The sequence below is a fragment of the Bradyrhizobium sp. CCBAU 45384 genome, assembly GCF_028128665.1.
Lineage (GTDB): Bacteria > Pseudomonadota > Alphaproteobacteria > Rhizobiales > Xanthobacteraceae > Bradyrhizobium > Bradyrhizobium manausense.
In genome coordinates, this window is the sequence record NZ_LBIZ01000078.1 from 1 (window position 1) to 13,699 (window position 13,699).

Sequence of the window (13,699 nt, forward strand, 5' to 3'; positions counted from 1 at the left end):
CGGACGCTCCGCCCCGCGGCGCCCGCCGGAGGGCGCGCCGCCGCCGCCGCTGCCGCCGGCCCCCGGCGTGCGCGGCTTCCGCGACATCACGGCTGACGTGAACGATCTCGGCGGCGCCGCCGCGCAAGCCAACCGGGCCGCGCGCCGCACCTACGCCAACGTGCCCTCGCCCTCGCCGGAATTCGACCGGCTCGAGCCGAGCCTGGAGAACCGCGCCGGCGAAGGCGATGCGCCTTATTCCTACGACGAGTCGATCGAGGAGGCCGAGCGCTACGCGCCGCAGCCGCCGTCGCCGCGTGCACGCATCGCGGCCGACCGCAACGTCAAGAAGCGCGCCGGCAGGGGCTCGGTCTTTCCGTTCAAGAGCGCGATCGCCATCGGCATCGTGCTGATCCTGGTCGGTGCGGGCATCCTCTGGGGCAAACAGCTGGTCCAGATCGCAACCAATCTGCTCAAGCCGTCGCCCACCCAGGTGGTGGAGGCGCCGAAGGATGTTTCGCAGCCGCAGAGCAAGCCCAAGATTCCGGATCGCGTCGGCCAACCCTCGGCGAGCGACCAGCCGGCCGCGCCGGTGGCGCAGAAGGTCGTGCTCTATGACGAGGATCCGTCCGATCCGAAGGGCAAGCAATATGTCGGCTCGGTGGTGTGGCGGCTCGAGCCGATCAAGGCGTCGGGCAACCAGAAGGCGGACGTTGCGGTGAAAGCCGAGATCGAGATCCCCGACCGCAAGTTCAAGATGACGATGTCGTTCCGCCGCAATACCGACTCGTCGCTACCGGCGAGCCACACCGCCGAGCTGACCTTCATCCTGCCGCCGGACTTTCCGAGCGGCAGCGTCTCCAACGTGCCGGGCATCCTGATGAAGTCGAACGAGCAGGCGCGCGGCACGCCGCTCGCGGGCCTCGCGGTCAAGGTCACCGACGGCTTCTTCCTGGTAGGCCTCTCCAATGTCGATGCCGATCGCGCCCGCAACGTCCAGCTCCTGAAGGAGCGCTCCTGGTTCGACGTGCCGCTGGTCTACGCCAACCAGCGCCGTGCCATCATCGCCATCGAGAAGGGCGCCCCCGGCGAGCGCGCCTTCAACGACGCCTTCGCGCAGTGGGGCGACTAGCCAGGGGATAGGCACCGGCTAGGGGCCTATCAGAGGTTGCGCCCGGCCAGCTTAGACATCAAGATGGAACTCCTAAGCGTCCAGATGTGCGGGAGCTGCGGTGGCGGAGGACGACGACTACGACTGGCAATGGCAGGAGTTAAGGCTCCGCACGATGCTGGATTCCGTGGACGGTAACGCCTTTGAGGCGCTGTTTCGGGAAATAGCCAAGCGGCTTTGGAAGGCTTCCTTCACTCCGACGATCCCAATGGGTAGCCGTGGTGATCTCAAGTGCGACGGATTCAACGCGGATAATGGAGAAGTATTTCAGTGCTACGGCCCGCGGTACGGGCAAGCAAGCGTAGACGATGCACTAGAGAAAATCGACACGGATTTTGACGGTGCAGTCGATCACTGGAAGGAGCTCCTAAGGAAGTGGACCTTCGTAGTGGGTCTATACCAAGGCCGAGTGCCCAGCGAACTGGTTCGTCGCGTCCAAGAGAAGTCAAAAGAACACTCTATTCCTGCGGAAATTTTAACGCGCGACGATATCATAGGCATGGCAAAGACCTTGTCTCTCGATGATCGTGCTGCTCTCTTTGGCCGGGCGCCAGCGCGGGGTGAGGTCGTTCGTAGTACGACGTACGAAAATATCGGTCGGGCGTTGGCCCTTATCCGTGGCGAACTGGCTACCGATCCGCTCGTACAGATCGCGCTTCCGACTACCGTTGAAAAGAAGGTCGAGTACAATATCTTACCGGCCTTGGTGCTCCATTTCCTGGGCGTTGGCCAACTTGGTGCCGACCAAGTTCGGAAGGATCTGGCCGAAAAAGTGGACCCGTTGGAAGCTGAGCGAATGGCGGACGGCTTCAGGTGCAGATATTTGGAACTCAGCTCGTCTGGTGCGGAGCCAATAGGAATTTTTGGGCAGATGGTGGTGTTTGCTGGTGGTGCCGATGGTAACGTCGAACGCGAGCAGCTGCCCTCGCGATCGTTACTTACTTTTTCTCGGCCTGCGAAAGATTTGAGCAGCCATCAGAGGAAAAGAAATGATCTTGCCTAGTAAGAACATCCCCCCAAACCGAGCGCTGCCAGGTGAAGATTGAAGAGACGGGCCGGGCATTGCGCCAGGATCGGCGCGAAAGGGCGGCGCTCGTAGCTGCGATTAACAGGCGTGTGGGCAGTAGGGTTCGCTGGGGCTTACGCGCGATCTCGTGGCGCACGGGGGGTCGTGGAAATCCCGCTGGAACGGGATTTCCAGAATGAGTGCTCGATGCTGACGACCGACGCGCTGGGGCGCTCGTCAATCGGCGAAATTACCGCTACTGCGCGGCGGCTTCCCGCTTGCGGGCTGCTGCCGCGGCGGCGGCTTCGCGGTCCATCACGGCGCGGCAGCCGGGGCTGACCTGCGACTTGTTCCGCACCATGCAGGCGGTGATCCGCGGGATATCCGGGATTTCACGGGAGCACAGCCGCATCGCATCGTTCGAGCACATCTGCTGCGCTTCGGGCGAGAAGGCGAGGCCGGGCGATGTCTGGAGGGTGATGGCGGTGGCGGCGAAGGTGAACAGCGTGGCGATAGTCCGAAACCGTGTCATGAAAAATGCGTCCCCGAGTTGCGCGGATTTGAGCCGCTTGATTGTTGGGACGCCGCACGCGGCTTGATCTGCCGCATGTCGCAGCCTTCATGCCGGGCGTTCATTCCCGGATGTGGTCGCTCGATTTCCTGATATTCGAATCGAAAAGTGCTGCGCCGCCCGAGCCGAGTATGCGCGATTGCCGCGAAGCTTCAATGGGAGACGCGAAGGAATTTGCAGCTGTTGCGCCTCCGTCACGCAAAATGCGGCGCGGGCTCGCATGCCGATCTCACGTGCCGATCTTCACGCCCCTCACATTCCGACCGTTACATTCCATGGCTCTCGAACACCTTGCTGCACGATCTCGACAGCTTGGCCCGGTTGGCTTGCAGGCAGCCTTGCACCGCGCCGTCATTGCCGAGATCCTTCCGGCACAGCCGCGAGGCGTCGCGCGAACAAGCGTTCTGCTCCTGCGGTGTGCCCATATGGCCTTGTGCGAAGGCGGGGGCGCTCGACAGGGCGGAGAGGGTGATCGTCGCCAGCAACAACAGGTTACGAGACATCGGCGGCTCCAAATCTGATGGGTCAAGTTCAACTCCAGTCTGAACCCGCCGCTCTGCCACTTGTTCCGCTCTGGCAGCCCGCGACCCCGCTATCCAAGGTTCCCGGCTCGCTGTTATAAATGCCCTCGCGTATGAGGAGCCCTTGATGAAACGCTACCTGGTGTTTGCGCTCGTTGGTCCGTTCGTCGGTGGATTCCTGCTGCTGCTGACGACCACCTACCAGTCCGGCTACTGGGCGGAGGCGCATCTCGGCGAGGTCGGCAAGCTGTTCGCAGTGTTCTTCAAGACCCTTCAATATAGCTATCTGTTCGGCTTGCTGCCGTCGCTGATGATCGGTGCGATCGACGACATCCTGCTCCATGTCAGGCGGATCGGGCCGGTGCTGCGGATGCTGCTGATCGGCGTGTTCGCCTTTATCCTGGCCGCGATCACCTACGGCTCGCGCGGATCGGATTCGGGCGCGGTGCAGTTCATCCTGTACGGCCTGGTCGGCTTCGTGCCTTCGGTGCTGTCATCCTGGCTCGTGCATCATTATGTCGATGAGCCGCAGCCGGCGACGGCGGCGAGCTGAGCGCGCGACCATCGGACGCGATGCAGCAACCTCTGCTGCGCTCGTGAGTTTCACAATGGCCATGACCATGCAAGACGACGACATCCTCGTGCCACGCGGGTCCCGTTCCGGGGCGCAAGCGCGCGGCGATTTTTCCGGCCGCAGGGCGCGCGGTCCGATCATCGACCAGGAGGGCAACGAGATCCGGCCTGAAACGGTGGGGCAGGGCTTTCGCGAGTTCCGTTTCGAGTTCGGTCAAGGCAATCCGTTCGGCAATCTGACGCGGGAACAACGGATCCTCAGGCTCGAGGCGATCGCAAAACTGCTCGACGTCGCCTTCGTCCTGCCGGGCACCAATATCCGCTACGGCATCGACGGGCTGATCGGGCTGATCCCTGTCATCGGCGACATCATCACCACCGCGATCTCGCTGTGGCTGGTGCGTGAGGCGCGTGCCTTGGGCGCGCCCTGGCACATCACCGCGCGTATGCTCGGGAATGTCGCGGTCGACGGCGTGGTCGGCATGGTGCCGTTCGCAGGCGATGCCTTCGACGTCATGTTCCGCGCCAACATGCGCAACGTCCGCCTCCTGCGCCGCTGGCTCGACAAGCAGCCGCGGGTGTAGCGGCGAGACCTAGGGCTCTCGCCCCGATCCATCCGGTCGACATTGCGCAGGATCTCTCAACGTCGTCGTTGCGAGCGCAGCGAAGCAATCCAGACTGTCCCCGCGGAAGGATTCTGGATTGCGTCGCTGCGCTCGCAATGACGGGGGAGAGCGTGCCCCCAAACGCAAAAAGCGCGATGGCTTTCGGCCATCGCGCTTTCCACGCACATCGGAGTTTTGCGAAAACTTACGCCGCGTCGGCGTCGGTCTCGGCCGGGGCCGGCTTGGGGCGGCGCGGCAGCGGGAAGGCTTCGCTCTCGTAGAGCGAGCGGATGCCGTTCTGGTCGAAACGAGCTTCCTCGACCTGCAGATACGCGCCGTTCAGCGAATCCGTCGGCAACTGCTCCATCGCGAACTGCACGGCTTCGGCGGCGGTGCCGAACCGGCGGTAGGTGAAGCCCGCGCGCTTCTTCTTGCGGATGGCGGCGGGGAAGAGCTCGGCGGAAGTGTTGAAGTTGAACGGACGCAGTGGACGCATGGTCAAAGACCTCGTGATCTTCTCTGGGGCTTTAAGCGCGTGGGGTTTGGGAGGGCAGGGGCCGCAATCGAGCGGGCCCGCCGCATGTCATTTTCGCCCCCTAATATAAGCCGATTTGACAAAATTGCGACCCCTGCGATGGGAGATGATGAATCCACGCATGGCAGCTCCGCAGACGCAGAAAGCCTAGTCAGTTCAGTAGGTTATATGGTTTACAATTTGCCAAGCAGCAGCAGGACGAGCAACACCACCAAAACGACGCCGCCGATCCCCATACCGGAGTGGCCCATGCCGTAGCCATAGCCTCCGATCCGGCCGGACCAGCCGCCCAGCAGATAAATGATCACCAGGATGATCAGGATGGTCCCAAGTGTCATGGCATCCTCCCTGGCGGCCGCCGGAATGCACGCATCGGCTGCACCGCTGGAAGAGAAAAGCACATCGCGCCGCCGGGTTCCATCGGGGAACCCGGCGGCGCGCAATCTTATTTCGGCTCGAGCTTCAGCGCCGCCGAATTGATGCAGTAGCGCAGGCCGGTCGGCCCCGGTCCATCGGGGAAGACGTGGCCGAGATGGCCGCTGCATTTGGAGCAGAGCACCTCGGTGCGGATCATGCCGTGGCTGCTGTCCCGCTCCTCGTCGATATGGCTCTCGACCGCAGGCGCGGTGAAGCTCGGCCAGCCGCAGCCGGAATCGAACTTGGCGTCGGACTCGAACAGCACGTTGCCGCAGCCGGCGCAGACATAGGTGCCGGCGCGATGGTCGTGCTCATATTCGCCGGAGAAGGGCCGCTCGGTCGCCTTCTCGCGCAGCACCGCATACTGCATCGGCGTCAATTCGCGCCGCCACTGCTCTTCGCTCTTGATGACCTTGTCGTCGGTGGTTTTCGTCCTGGTATCGGGCATAGGTCTCCCGTTTTTTCTGATGATATCGAGATCAGTTGGTGGCCTTGCTGGCGCTGACCAGCGTCGGCTTCTCAATGTAGTTATCCGCGAACAGCTTTTTCAGGTTCTCGACCTTCGGGATGTCGTTGAAGGCGATGTAGGGCTGGTTCGGGTGCAGCGTCAGATAATCCTGGTGGTAGGCCTCCGCCGGGTAGAACGCTTCCAGCGCGCCGACCTTGGTCACGATCGGCTTGCTGAACACCTTGGCGGAGTTGAGCTGGGCGATATAGGCCTCCGCGACCTTCTTCTGTTCGTCGGAGGTGGTGAAGATCGCCGAGCGATATTGCGTGCCGGTGTCGGGCCCCTGGCGGTTGAGCTGGGTCGGGTCGTGCGCGACCGAGAAGTAGATCTGCAGGATCTTGCCGTAGGAGATCTTCTTGGGGTCGAACTTGATCTCGACCGACTCGGCGTGGCCAGTGCGGCCGGTCGAGACGGTCTGGTAGTCGGCGGTCGCCTTGGTGCCGCCGGCATAGCCGGAGACGGCGTTGACGACGCCGGCGGTGTGCTGGAACACGCCCTGGACGCCCCAGAAGCAACCGCCGGCGACCACCGCGGTCTGGATTCCGCTCGCGGGGCTAGCGTCCATGGCGGGGGCGGGGATCACGACGGCGTCTTCAGCGGCGGCCCGGGTTGGTGCGGCAAAGCCGAGCGACAAGGCGGCGGTGGCGGCGAGCAGGGACAGGACGGAGCGGCGCATGGCGGATCCTCTTTCGGAAGGCCTGACAGTTTAGGGCGGTTGAGGGCTGGCGAACAGCCTGCCCGGCGTTTTCAGACACCTCAGATACGGGCGGGCCGGGCGGTTGTTACAGCCGGAGTGACACGAGTCCGTGAAAAGAAGCCGCGACGGGCGGCCCGGCTTGGCGGGGTCAGGAACTCCGGGCTAGATGAACCGGCACGATCGCTGATCGACTAAAAATGTGGCTGGAACAGACCTGACAACATGCTGCGCGTCGTCTCGCTGACATTTATCATGCTCCTCGCGGGCATCGTAACCGCCGCGGCGGACCCGCAAGCCGGCGACGACCTCGCCACCTGCAGGGATCGCCAGGCCGAGACCCAGGCGCGGACGACGGCCTGCGAGAACCTGCTCAACGCCAACCGCGTCACCGGCAAGGACAAAGCGCTCGCGCTCGTCATTCACGCCCAGGCGCTGATCGGCAAGCGCGATTATGACCCGGCGATCGAGGCGCTGACGTCAGCCATCGAGCTCGATCCGGACAATATCGGCGCGATCAACGTGCGCGGCGTCGCCCACGAGCACAAGGGTGACGACGATCTCGCGATGGCCGATTACAATCTCGCCATCCAGAAGCGGCCGAATTTCGGTTTCGCCTACAACAATCGCGGGACCATTCAGCTGCGCCGCGGCGCGCTGCAGAGCGCGCTCGACGATTTCAACCTGTCGATCAAATACACGCCGAAATTCCTGCTCGGCTGGACCAATCGGGCCCGTGTGCGCACGCTGATGAAGGACTATGACGGCGCGATCGCCGATTTCGCCGAAGCCGAGAAGATCGATCCGACCGCGCAGCAGATCGCGGCCAATCGCTGCACCACCTACGGCCTGATGGGCAAATACGATCTGGCCTTTGCCGACTGCAACGGTCTGATCGAGAAGCAGCCGAGGAACGTCTACGCGATCAACAATCGTGCCGATGTCAGCCTGTTGAAGGGCGATCTCGACGCTGCGCTGAAGGACTACACCACGGCGATCCAGATCAGCCCGAACAATGTCCGCGCGCATTCCGGCCGCGGCCAGCTCTACGAGCGCAAGAAGGACCTCGCCCAGGCCCGCGCCGACTACCGCGCGGCGGCCTATTCGCTGACGAAATTCGACGAGTACGACGTCGCCCGCGCCCGCGCCACGGCTCAGGCGCGGCTCGCGGCGCTGACACCGCAAACATCAGGAGGCGCGCCGAGCGGCCGGCGCGTCGCGCTGGTCGTCGGTAACGGCGCCTACAAGAATGTCCACGCGCTGCCCAATCCGCCGCGCGATGCGAAACTGATCGCGGGCGTGCTGCACGATGTCGGCTTCCAGACCGTGATCTCCGTCAGCGACCTGACCCGCGACAAGTTCTTCGACGCGCTGAAGACCTTTGCCGACGAGGCGGAGAAGGCCGACTGGGCGGTGGTCTATTATGCCGGCCATGGCTTCGAGATCGGCGGCGTGAACTACCTCGTTCCCGTTGATGCCAAGCTCGCCGTCGACCGCGATGCCGAGACGCAAGCGGTCGCGCTGGAGCAGGTGATCGCGGCGGTGGGCGCTGCGCGAAAAGTACGCCTGGTGATCCTGGATGCCTGCCGCGACAATCCGTTTGCGCCGGCCATGCAGCACACGCTGTCGCTGAAGCTGGTCGACAAGGGCTTTTCCAACATCGAGCCCGGCGCCGGCTTCATGGTGGTCTACGCCGCCAAGCACGGCGAGACCGCGATCGACGGCGACAACGGCGCCGACAGCCCGTTCTCCACCGCACTCGCCCGCGAGATCAAGGAGCCGAAGGTCGAGATCCGGAAGCTGTTCGACATCGTCCGCGACGACGTCTGGTCCGCCACCAAGCACGTGCAACAGCCGTTCACCTACGGCTCGCCGCCCGGGCGCGAGGATTTTTATTTCGTCGCGGGGAAGTGAAATTTTGTAGCCCGGATGGAGTGCAGCGAAATCCGGGAATCGCGAGCGCGGAGCCAACCCCGCATTGCGCTGCGCTCCATGCGGGCTACGGCAGCGCCGTAGGGTGGGCAAAGCGAAGCGTGCCCACGCGCTGATTGCTTATGGAGAGAGATCGTGGGCACGGCGCGTTGCGCCTTTGCCCACCCTACAGCAGCGGAGTTTTAGACCACGATACTCAACCGTTTCGCCGCGCGCGTGATCCCCGTATAGAGCCACCTCGCCCTCGACTCCTGAAACGCAAAGCTCTCGTCGAACAGCACGACGTCGTCCCATTGCGAGCCCTGCGACTTGTGCACGGTCAGCACGTAGCCATAGTCGAACTCGTCATAGGGCTTGCGCTGCTCCCAGGCGATCTGCTCGATGCCGCCCTCGAAGCAATCGGCGCGCACCGAGACTTTCGTCACCTTGTGGCCGAGCTCTTCATCCGGCGACAGCCGCATCGAGAGGATGCGCGATTTCGAGCGCGAGGTGTTGCGGGACTTGACGCGCCACAGGCCGCCGTTGAACAGGCCCTTCTTGCGGTTGTTGCGCAGGCACACCAGCTTGTCGCCGGCGACCGGAAAGACGTCCTCGATATTCTGCCGCTGCCGCACCCGCATATTGTAGGCGCGTCTTGTGTTGTTGCGGCCGACCAGCACCTGGTCGGCGCCCATGACGCGATCGGGGTCGAGCTCCTTGCGCGAGACCACCTCGCTCTCGCCGTAACGGCCGATGTCGAGCTCGCGGCCCTCGCGCACGTCCATCGACATCCGCACGATCGGATCGTCCTGGGCCTGGCGATGCACCTCGGTCAGCATCGCGTCCGGCTCGGAATTGGTGAAGAAGCCGCCGCCCTGGATCGGCGGCAGCTGCGCCGGATCGCCCAGCACCAAGAGCGGACAATCGAACGACATCAGGTCGCGGCCGAGCTCGGCATCCACCATCGAGCATTCGTCGATCACGATCAGCTTGGCTTTTGAGGCCGGCGCGTCGTCCCACAATTCGAAGCTTGGCTGCTCCTCGCCGGATTCGCGGGCGCGATAGATCAGCGAGTGGATGGTGGAGGCGTCATCGCACCCCTTGTTGCGCATGACGAGGGCCGCCTTGCCGGTGAAGGCGGCAAACTTCACCTCGCCGTCGACGCCCTCGGCGATATGCCGCGCCAGCGTGGTCTTGCCGGTGCCGGCAAAGCCGAACAGCCGAAACACCGGCGGCGTGCCGTTGCGCCCGGGTTTTGCCTTGAGCCAGTCGCCAACGGCCTTGAGCGCGGCATCCTGATGCGGAGTGAAAGTGGCCATATCTGTCTTGAGGAGGGGCGAAACGATGCGATTCGCCGAACCTCAAAACTAACCATTCCCCCCAAGGGTTCAAGCGCGCGAAAATCGCATTTCAAGGCCATTCCTTTGTGGCCCATCCTTCCAGACGCCCGCCTCTGGCGGGCAGGATGAGGACGGAGTGCGTGGCAGCAGTTTCGGCAGGCGCAGGTGCTGCTTAGCCTCATCCTGACGAGGCTGCGTAGCAGCCGTCTCGAAGGACGAGGCGCTTGCTCAGACCCGCCTACTGCCACCCCGGCACGCCGCGCATGTCGGGCAGATGGTGGGCGATACCCTTGTGGCAGTCGATGCAGGTTTTCTCGCGGGTGAACAGGAAGCGCTGATGCGCCACGGCGGCCCGGGGCGACTGTTTGGTGATGTCCATGGAATCGGCGCTGTGGCAGTTGCGGCATTCCAGGGAATCGTTGGCCTTGAAGCGCGCCCATTCATGCGCGGCGAGCTCGAGCCGGTGGTCCAGGAACTTCTCCCTTGTGTCGATCGTGCCAAAGATCTTGCCCCATACTTCCTTGGAGGCCTGCATCTTGCGCGCGATCTTGTCGGTCCAGTTGTGCGGCACATGGCAATCCGGGCAGGTCGCGCGCACGCCGGAGCGATTGGTGAAATGGATGGTCGACTTCAGCTCGGCGAAGACGTTGTCCTTCATCTCGTGGCAGCCGGTGCAGAATTTCTCGGTGTTGGTTATCTCCAGCGCGGTGTTGAAGCCGCCCCAGAAGATCACGCCGGCGGCAAAGCCCGCCAGCACCAGCGTGCCGAGGGCGAATACCGTGCTCGGCCGCGTCAGCACGCCCCACAGCTCGAGCGCGAAATCCCACGCGCGTGCGATGAAGCCGCGCTTGGCTTTGGATTCATCAGCGGTCGTCGTCATCGCCGGCCACCGGGGCTTGCACGCGACAGCAAAGTGTCGATGTCGGTGAAGTCGTTGCTGACCGGCGGCGTCGCCGTGTTCTGCGGCACGTGACATTCGGTGCAGAAGAAGCGCCGCGGCGATATCGAGGCCAGGAACTGGCCGTCACGGTCCATGAAGTGCGTGATCGAGACCATCGGGGCCTGCGATTCCGCCGTGCGCGCCCGCGCGTGGCAGGACAGGCATTTGTTGCCGTTGAGGTCGATCTGGTAGCCATCGATCGTGTGCGGAATGACCGGCGGCTGCTCCGGATAGTTGCGCGATTCCCGCTCGGACGTGTTGCGGTTCGGCAGCATCGGCGGCGCCGGGCCTTCATCATTCAGCGGGGTCGGGCCGCGCAGGCCCGAATTCACGGTCTGCGCGGTCAGCGAGCTGGCGCCGGCGGCGATCGCGCAGGCGAGCAAGGCGATGCCACATCGTTTCATCATGACACGTTCACCCGCTCGATGCGCACGGCGCATTTCTTGTAGTCGGTTTGCAGCGAGATCGGATCGGTGGCGTCCAGCGTCACCTTGTTGATCAGCTTGGACTCGTCGAACCAGGGCACGAACACGAGACCGCGCGGCGGCCGGTCGCGGCCGCGCGTCTCGACCCGGGCGCGGATGAAGCCGCGGCGCGAGACGACCTTCACTTCGTCGCCGCGGCGCAGCTTCATGTCCTGTGCGTCGTCCGGGTGCATGAAGCAGACGGCTTCCGGAAAAGCTTTGTAGAGCTCGGGCACGCGGCGCGTCATGGTGCCGGAGTGCCAGTGCTCTAAGACGCGGCCGGTCGAGAGCCAGAACGGATAGTCATTGTCGGGCGATTCCGCCGGCGGCTCGTAAGGCAGTGCGAAGATGCGGGCCTTGCCATCGGGGTAGCCGTAGAACTGCACGTCCGTGCCCTGCTTGACGTAGGGGTCGCTGCCCTCGCGGAAACGCCATTTCGTCTCCTGGCCGTTGACGACGGGCCAACGCAGGCCGCGTTCGCGATGATAGGCGTCGAACGGCGCGAGGTCGTGACCATGGCCGCGGCCGAATGAGGCGTACTCCTCGAACAGTCCCTTCTGCACGTAGAAGCCGAACGCCTTCGACTCCTCGTTGTGATAGCCCTGCTCGATCTCAGTCATGGGAAATTTGTCGACCTGGCCGTTGCGATAGAGCACGTCGAACAGGGTCTTGCCGCGAAGCTCCGGCTTCTTGGCAATCAGCTCCTCGGGCCAGACCTCCTCGATCTTGAAGCGTTTTGAAAACTCCATGAGCTGCCACAGATCGGACCTGGCTTCGCCCGGCGCCTGGACGAGCTGGTGCCAGAATTGCGTGCGCCGCTCGGCATTGCCGTAGGCGCCTTCCTTCTCCACCCACATCGCGGTCGGCAGGATCAGATCGGCGGCGAGCGCCGTCACGCTCGGATAGGCGTCCGAGACCACGATGAAATTATCGGGGTTGCGGAAGCCGGGATAGGTCTCTTCGTTGGCGTTCGGACCCGCTTGCAGATTGTTGTTGACCTGCACCCAATAGGCGTTGATCAGGCCGTCCCTCAGCATCCGGCTCTGCAGCACGGCGTGCGCGCCGGGCTTGTCGGGAATGGTGCCCTCGGGCAGCAGCCAGAGATGCTCGGCGTGATCGCGATGCTCCTTGTTGGTCACGACCATGTCGGCGGGCAGGCGATGCGAGAAGGTGCCGACCTCGCGCGCGGTGCCGCAGGCCGAAGGCTGACCGGTCAACGAGAACGGGCTGTTGCCGGGCGCGGAGATCTTTCCGGTCAACAGATGGATGTTGTAGACGAGGTTGTTGCACCAGACGCCGCGGGTGTGCTGGTTGAAACCCATGGTCCAGAACGAGACCACTTTCGTCTTCGGATCGGCATAGAGCTCGGCGAGCGCCTCGAGGCGATTGAGCGGTACGCCCGACATCTGCGCCGCTTTCTCCAGCGTGTAGTCCGAGACGAATTTTACAAATTCGTCGTAGCTCATATCGGTAGAGTCGTTGGCTTTCGCCGCGCCCGTCGCCCTCTTCTGCAGCGGATGCTCGGGCCGCAATCCGTAGCCGATATCGGTCTGCCCGCGCCTGAACACGGTATGCGCTGCGACAAAATCCTTGTTGACCCGGCCCGTCTTGATGATGTGGTTGGCGATGGCGTTGAGCAAATAGAGATCGGTCTGCGGCTTGAACACCATGCCGATGTCGGCAAGGTCGAACGAGCGGTGCTCGAAGGTCGAGAGCACGGCGACGCGGACATGCGGCGCCGAGAGCCGTCGGTCGGCCACGCGCGTCCACAGGATCGGGTGCATCTCCGCCATGTTGGAGCCCCACAGCACGAAGGCATCGGTGGCCTCGATGTCGTCATAGCAACCGGCCGGCTCGTCGATGCCGAAGGTGCGCATCATGCCGGCGACAGCGGAGGCCATGCAGTGCCGCGCATTGGGATCGATGTTGTTGGTGCGGAAGCCGGCCTTGAACAGCTTTGACGCCGCATAGCCTTCCCAGATTGTCCATTGGCCGGAGCCGAACATGGCGACGCCGTTCGGCCCGCGCTTCTTGATCGCCTCCTTCCACTTCACCTCCATGATGTCGAAGGCTTCGGTCCAGGTGACAGGCGTGAACTCGCCATTCTTGTCGTACTTGCCATCAGTCTTGCGCAGCATCGGCTGCGTCAGGCGGTCATGGCCGTACATGATCTTGGAGAGGAAGTAGCCCTTGACGCAGTTGAGGCCGCGATTGACCTCGGCCTTGATGTCGCCATGGGTGGCGACGACACGGTTGTCCTTGGTCGCGACCATCACCGAGCAGCCGGTGCCGCAGAAGCGGCAGGCCGCCTTGTCCCATTTCAGTTCCGATGAATCGCGCTCAGTGACGAGATTGGCGGCGAGCGCGGGCGCCGGCATGCCGGCCGCGGCGGCCGCGATGGCGGCGGCTTCCAGCTTCAGCACCTGGCGGCGGTCGAGCTTGGACGATGACATAATGATGGCTC

Annotated in this window: 15 protein-coding genes; 5 read left to right on the top strand and 10 right to left on the bottom strand. The window is 63.6% G+C overall.

Annotation, left to right across the window (positions count from 1 at the left end):
• Nucleotides 1-1,111, top strand: a 1,111-nt coding sequence (locus XH80_RS04340) for a hypothetical protein (protein WP_271597486.1), incomplete at its 5' end; no start/stop codon positions are given.
• Between the two features lie 100 nt (nt 1,112-1,211).
• The gene (locus XH80_RS04345) at nt 1,212-2,153 is read left to right on the top strand and encodes a hypothetical protein (protein WP_271597487.1); all 942 of its coding nucleotides are present in this window, start codon (nt 1,212-1,214) and stop codon (nt 2,151-2,153) included.
• Nucleotides 2,154-2,412: 259 nt separating this feature from the next.
• On the opposite strand, the gene XH80_RS04350 is transcribed toward XH80_RS04345, so the two are convergent.
• Both XH80_RS04350 and XH80_RS04355 read right to left on the bottom strand, forming a co-directional pair.
• Complete coding sequence (locus XH80_RS04350) at nt 2,413-2,688, bottom strand: hypothetical protein (RefSeq protein WP_271597488.1); 276 nt, start codon at nt 2,686-2,688, stop codon at nt 2,413-2,415.
• Between the two features lie 305 nt (nt 2,689-2,993).
• Nucleotides 2,994-3,230: a hypothetical protein gene (locus XH80_RS04355; RefSeq protein ID WP_271597489.1), complete on the bottom strand. Its 237-nt coding sequence runs from the start codon at nt 3,228-3,230 to the stop codon at nt 2,994-2,996.
• Nucleotides 3,231-3,375: 145 nt separating this feature from the next.
• Here XH80_RS04355 and XH80_RS04360 point away from each other — a divergent pair, with 145 nt between their 5' ends.
• Both XH80_RS04360 and XH80_RS04365 read left to right on the top strand, forming a co-directional pair.
• Complete coding sequence (locus tag XH80_RS04360; protein ID WP_271597490.1) at nt 3,376-3,801, top strand: DUF5413 family protein; 426 nt, start codon at nt 3,376-3,378, stop codon at nt 3,799-3,801.
• 61 nt (nt 3,802-3,862) lie between these two features.
• Entirely contained in the window at nt 3,863-4,405 is a 543-nt protein-coding gene (locus XH80_RS04365) for a DUF4112 domain-containing protein (protein ID WP_271597521.1), read from the top strand.
• A 226-nt stretch (nt 4,406-4,631) separates the two neighbouring features.
• Here the strand turns inward: XH80_RS04365 and XH80_RS04370 are convergent, their stop codons facing one another.
• The 4 genes from XH80_RS04370 to msrA all read right to left on the bottom strand — a co-directional run bounded on the left by XH80_RS04370 (nt 4,632) and on the right by msrA (nt 6,562).
• Entirely contained in the window at nt 4,632-4,922 is a 291-nt protein-coding gene (locus XH80_RS04370; protein ID WP_271597491.1) for a hypothetical protein, read from the bottom strand.
• 212 nt (nt 4,923-5,134) lie between these two features.
• Nucleotides 5,135-5,299 carry a DUF3309 family protein gene (locus tag XH80_RS04375; protein ID WP_035731827.1) on the bottom strand — a complete coding sequence of 55 codons (165 nt, stop codon included), beginning with the start codon at nt 5,297-5,299 and terminating at the stop codon, nt 5,135-5,137.
• 107 nt (nt 5,300-5,406) lie between these two features.
• The gene (gene msrB / locus XH80_RS04380) at nt 5,407-5,826 is read right to left on the bottom strand and encodes a peptide-methionine (R)-S-oxide reductase MsrB (protein ID WP_271597492.1); all 420 of its coding nucleotides are present in this window, start codon (nt 5,824-5,826) and stop codon (nt 5,407-5,409) included.
• Nucleotides 5,827-5,857: 31 nt separating this feature from the next.
• Complete coding sequence (msrA, locus tag XH80_RS04385) at nt 5,858-6,562, bottom strand: peptide-methionine (S)-S-oxide reductase MsrA (protein ID WP_271597493.1); 705 nt, start codon at nt 6,560-6,562, stop codon at nt 5,858-5,860.
• A gap of 243 nt (nt 6,563-6,805) precedes the next feature.
• Here msrA and XH80_RS04390 point away from each other — a divergent pair, with 243 nt between their 5' ends.
• Complete coding sequence (locus tag XH80_RS04390; protein ID WP_271597494.1) at nt 6,806-8,494, top strand: caspase family protein; 1,689 nt, start codon at nt 6,806-6,808, stop codon at nt 8,492-8,494.
• A 200-nt stretch (nt 8,495-8,694) separates the two neighbouring features.
• Here the strand turns inward: XH80_RS04390 and XH80_RS04395 are convergent, their stop codons facing one another.
• The 4 genes from XH80_RS04395 to napA form a co-directional block, all read right to left on the bottom strand.
• Complete coding sequence (locus XH80_RS04395; protein WP_271597495.1) at nt 8,695-9,810, bottom strand: ATP-dependent DNA helicase; 1,116 nt, start codon at nt 9,808-9,810, stop codon at nt 8,695-8,697.
• Between the two features lie 259 nt (nt 9,811-10,069).
• The gene (locus tag XH80_RS04400; protein WP_271597496.1) at nt 10,070-10,711 is read right to left on the bottom strand and encodes a NapC/NirT family cytochrome c; all 642 of its coding nucleotides are present in this window, start codon (nt 10,709-10,711) and stop codon (nt 10,070-10,072) included.
• Nucleotides 10,708-11,178 (bottom strand): nitrate reductase cytochrome c-type subunit, encoded by a 471-nt coding sequence (locus XH80_RS04405; protein WP_271597497.1) that lies wholly within the window; start codon nt 11,176-11,178, stop codon nt 10,708-10,710. The genes XH80_RS04400 and XH80_RS04405 overlap by 4 nt, the downstream gene beginning before the upstream one ends.
• Entirely contained in the window at nt 11,175-13,688 is a 2,514-nt protein-coding gene (napA, locus tag XH80_RS04410) for a nitrate reductase catalytic subunit NapA (RefSeq protein WP_271597498.1), read from the bottom strand. The genes XH80_RS04405 and napA overlap by 4 nt, the downstream gene beginning before the upstream one ends.
• Nucleotides 13,689-13,699 lie beyond the last annotated feature (11 nt).

Excerpts from the sequence above, each read along its gene's own strand:
- XH80_RS04360 (WP_271597490.1), top strand. The coding sequence starts at position 3,376 with ATGAAACGCTACCTGGTGTTTGCGCTCGTTGGTCCGTTCGTCGGTGGA.
- XH80_RS04365 (WP_271597521.1), top strand. The coding sequence starts at position 3,863 with ATGACCATGCAAGACGACGACATCCTCGTGCCACGCGGGTCCCGTTCC.
- XH80_RS04405 (WP_271597497.1), bottom strand. The coding sequence starts at position 11,178 with ATGATGAAACGATGTGGCATCGCCTTGCTCGCCTGCGCGATCGCCGCC.
- XH80_RS04355 (WP_271597489.1), bottom strand. The coding sequence starts at position 3,230 with ATGTCTCGTAACCTGTTGTTGCTGGCGACGATCACCCTCTCCGCCCTG.
- XH80_RS04400 (WP_271597496.1), bottom strand. The coding sequence starts at position 10,711 with ATGACGACGACCGCTGATGAATCCAAAGCCAAGCGCGGCTTCATCGCA.
- msrA (WP_271597493.1), bottom strand. The coding sequence starts at position 6,562 with ATGCGCCGCTCCGTCCTGTCCCTGCTCGCCGCCACCGCCGCCTTGTCG.
- napA (WP_271597498.1), bottom strand. The coding sequence starts at position 13,688 with ATGTCATCGTCCAAGCTCGACCGCCGCCAGGTGCTGAAGCTGGAAGCC.
- XH80_RS04390 (WP_271597494.1), top strand. The coding sequence starts at position 6,806 with ATGCTGCGCGTCGTCTCGCTGACATTTATCATGCTCCTCGCGGGCATC.
- XH80_RS04370 (WP_271597491.1), bottom strand. The coding sequence starts at position 4,922 with ATGCGTCCACTGCGTCCGTTCAACTTCAACACTTCCGCCGAGCTCTTC.
- XH80_RS04395 (WP_271597495.1), bottom strand. The coding sequence starts at position 9,810 with ATGGCCACTTTCACTCCGCATCAGGATGCCGCGCTCAAGGCCGTTGGC.
- XH80_RS04350 (WP_271597488.1), bottom strand. The coding sequence starts at position 2,688 with ATGACACGGTTTCGGACTATCGCCACGCTGTTCACCTTCGCCGCCACC.
- XH80_RS04375 (WP_035731827.1), bottom strand. The coding sequence starts at position 5,299 with ATGACACTTGGGACCATCCTGATCATCCTGGTGATCATTTATCTGCTG.
- msrB (WP_271597492.1), bottom strand. The coding sequence starts at position 5,826 with ATGCCCGATACCAGGACGAAAACCACCGACGACAAGGTCATCAAGAGC.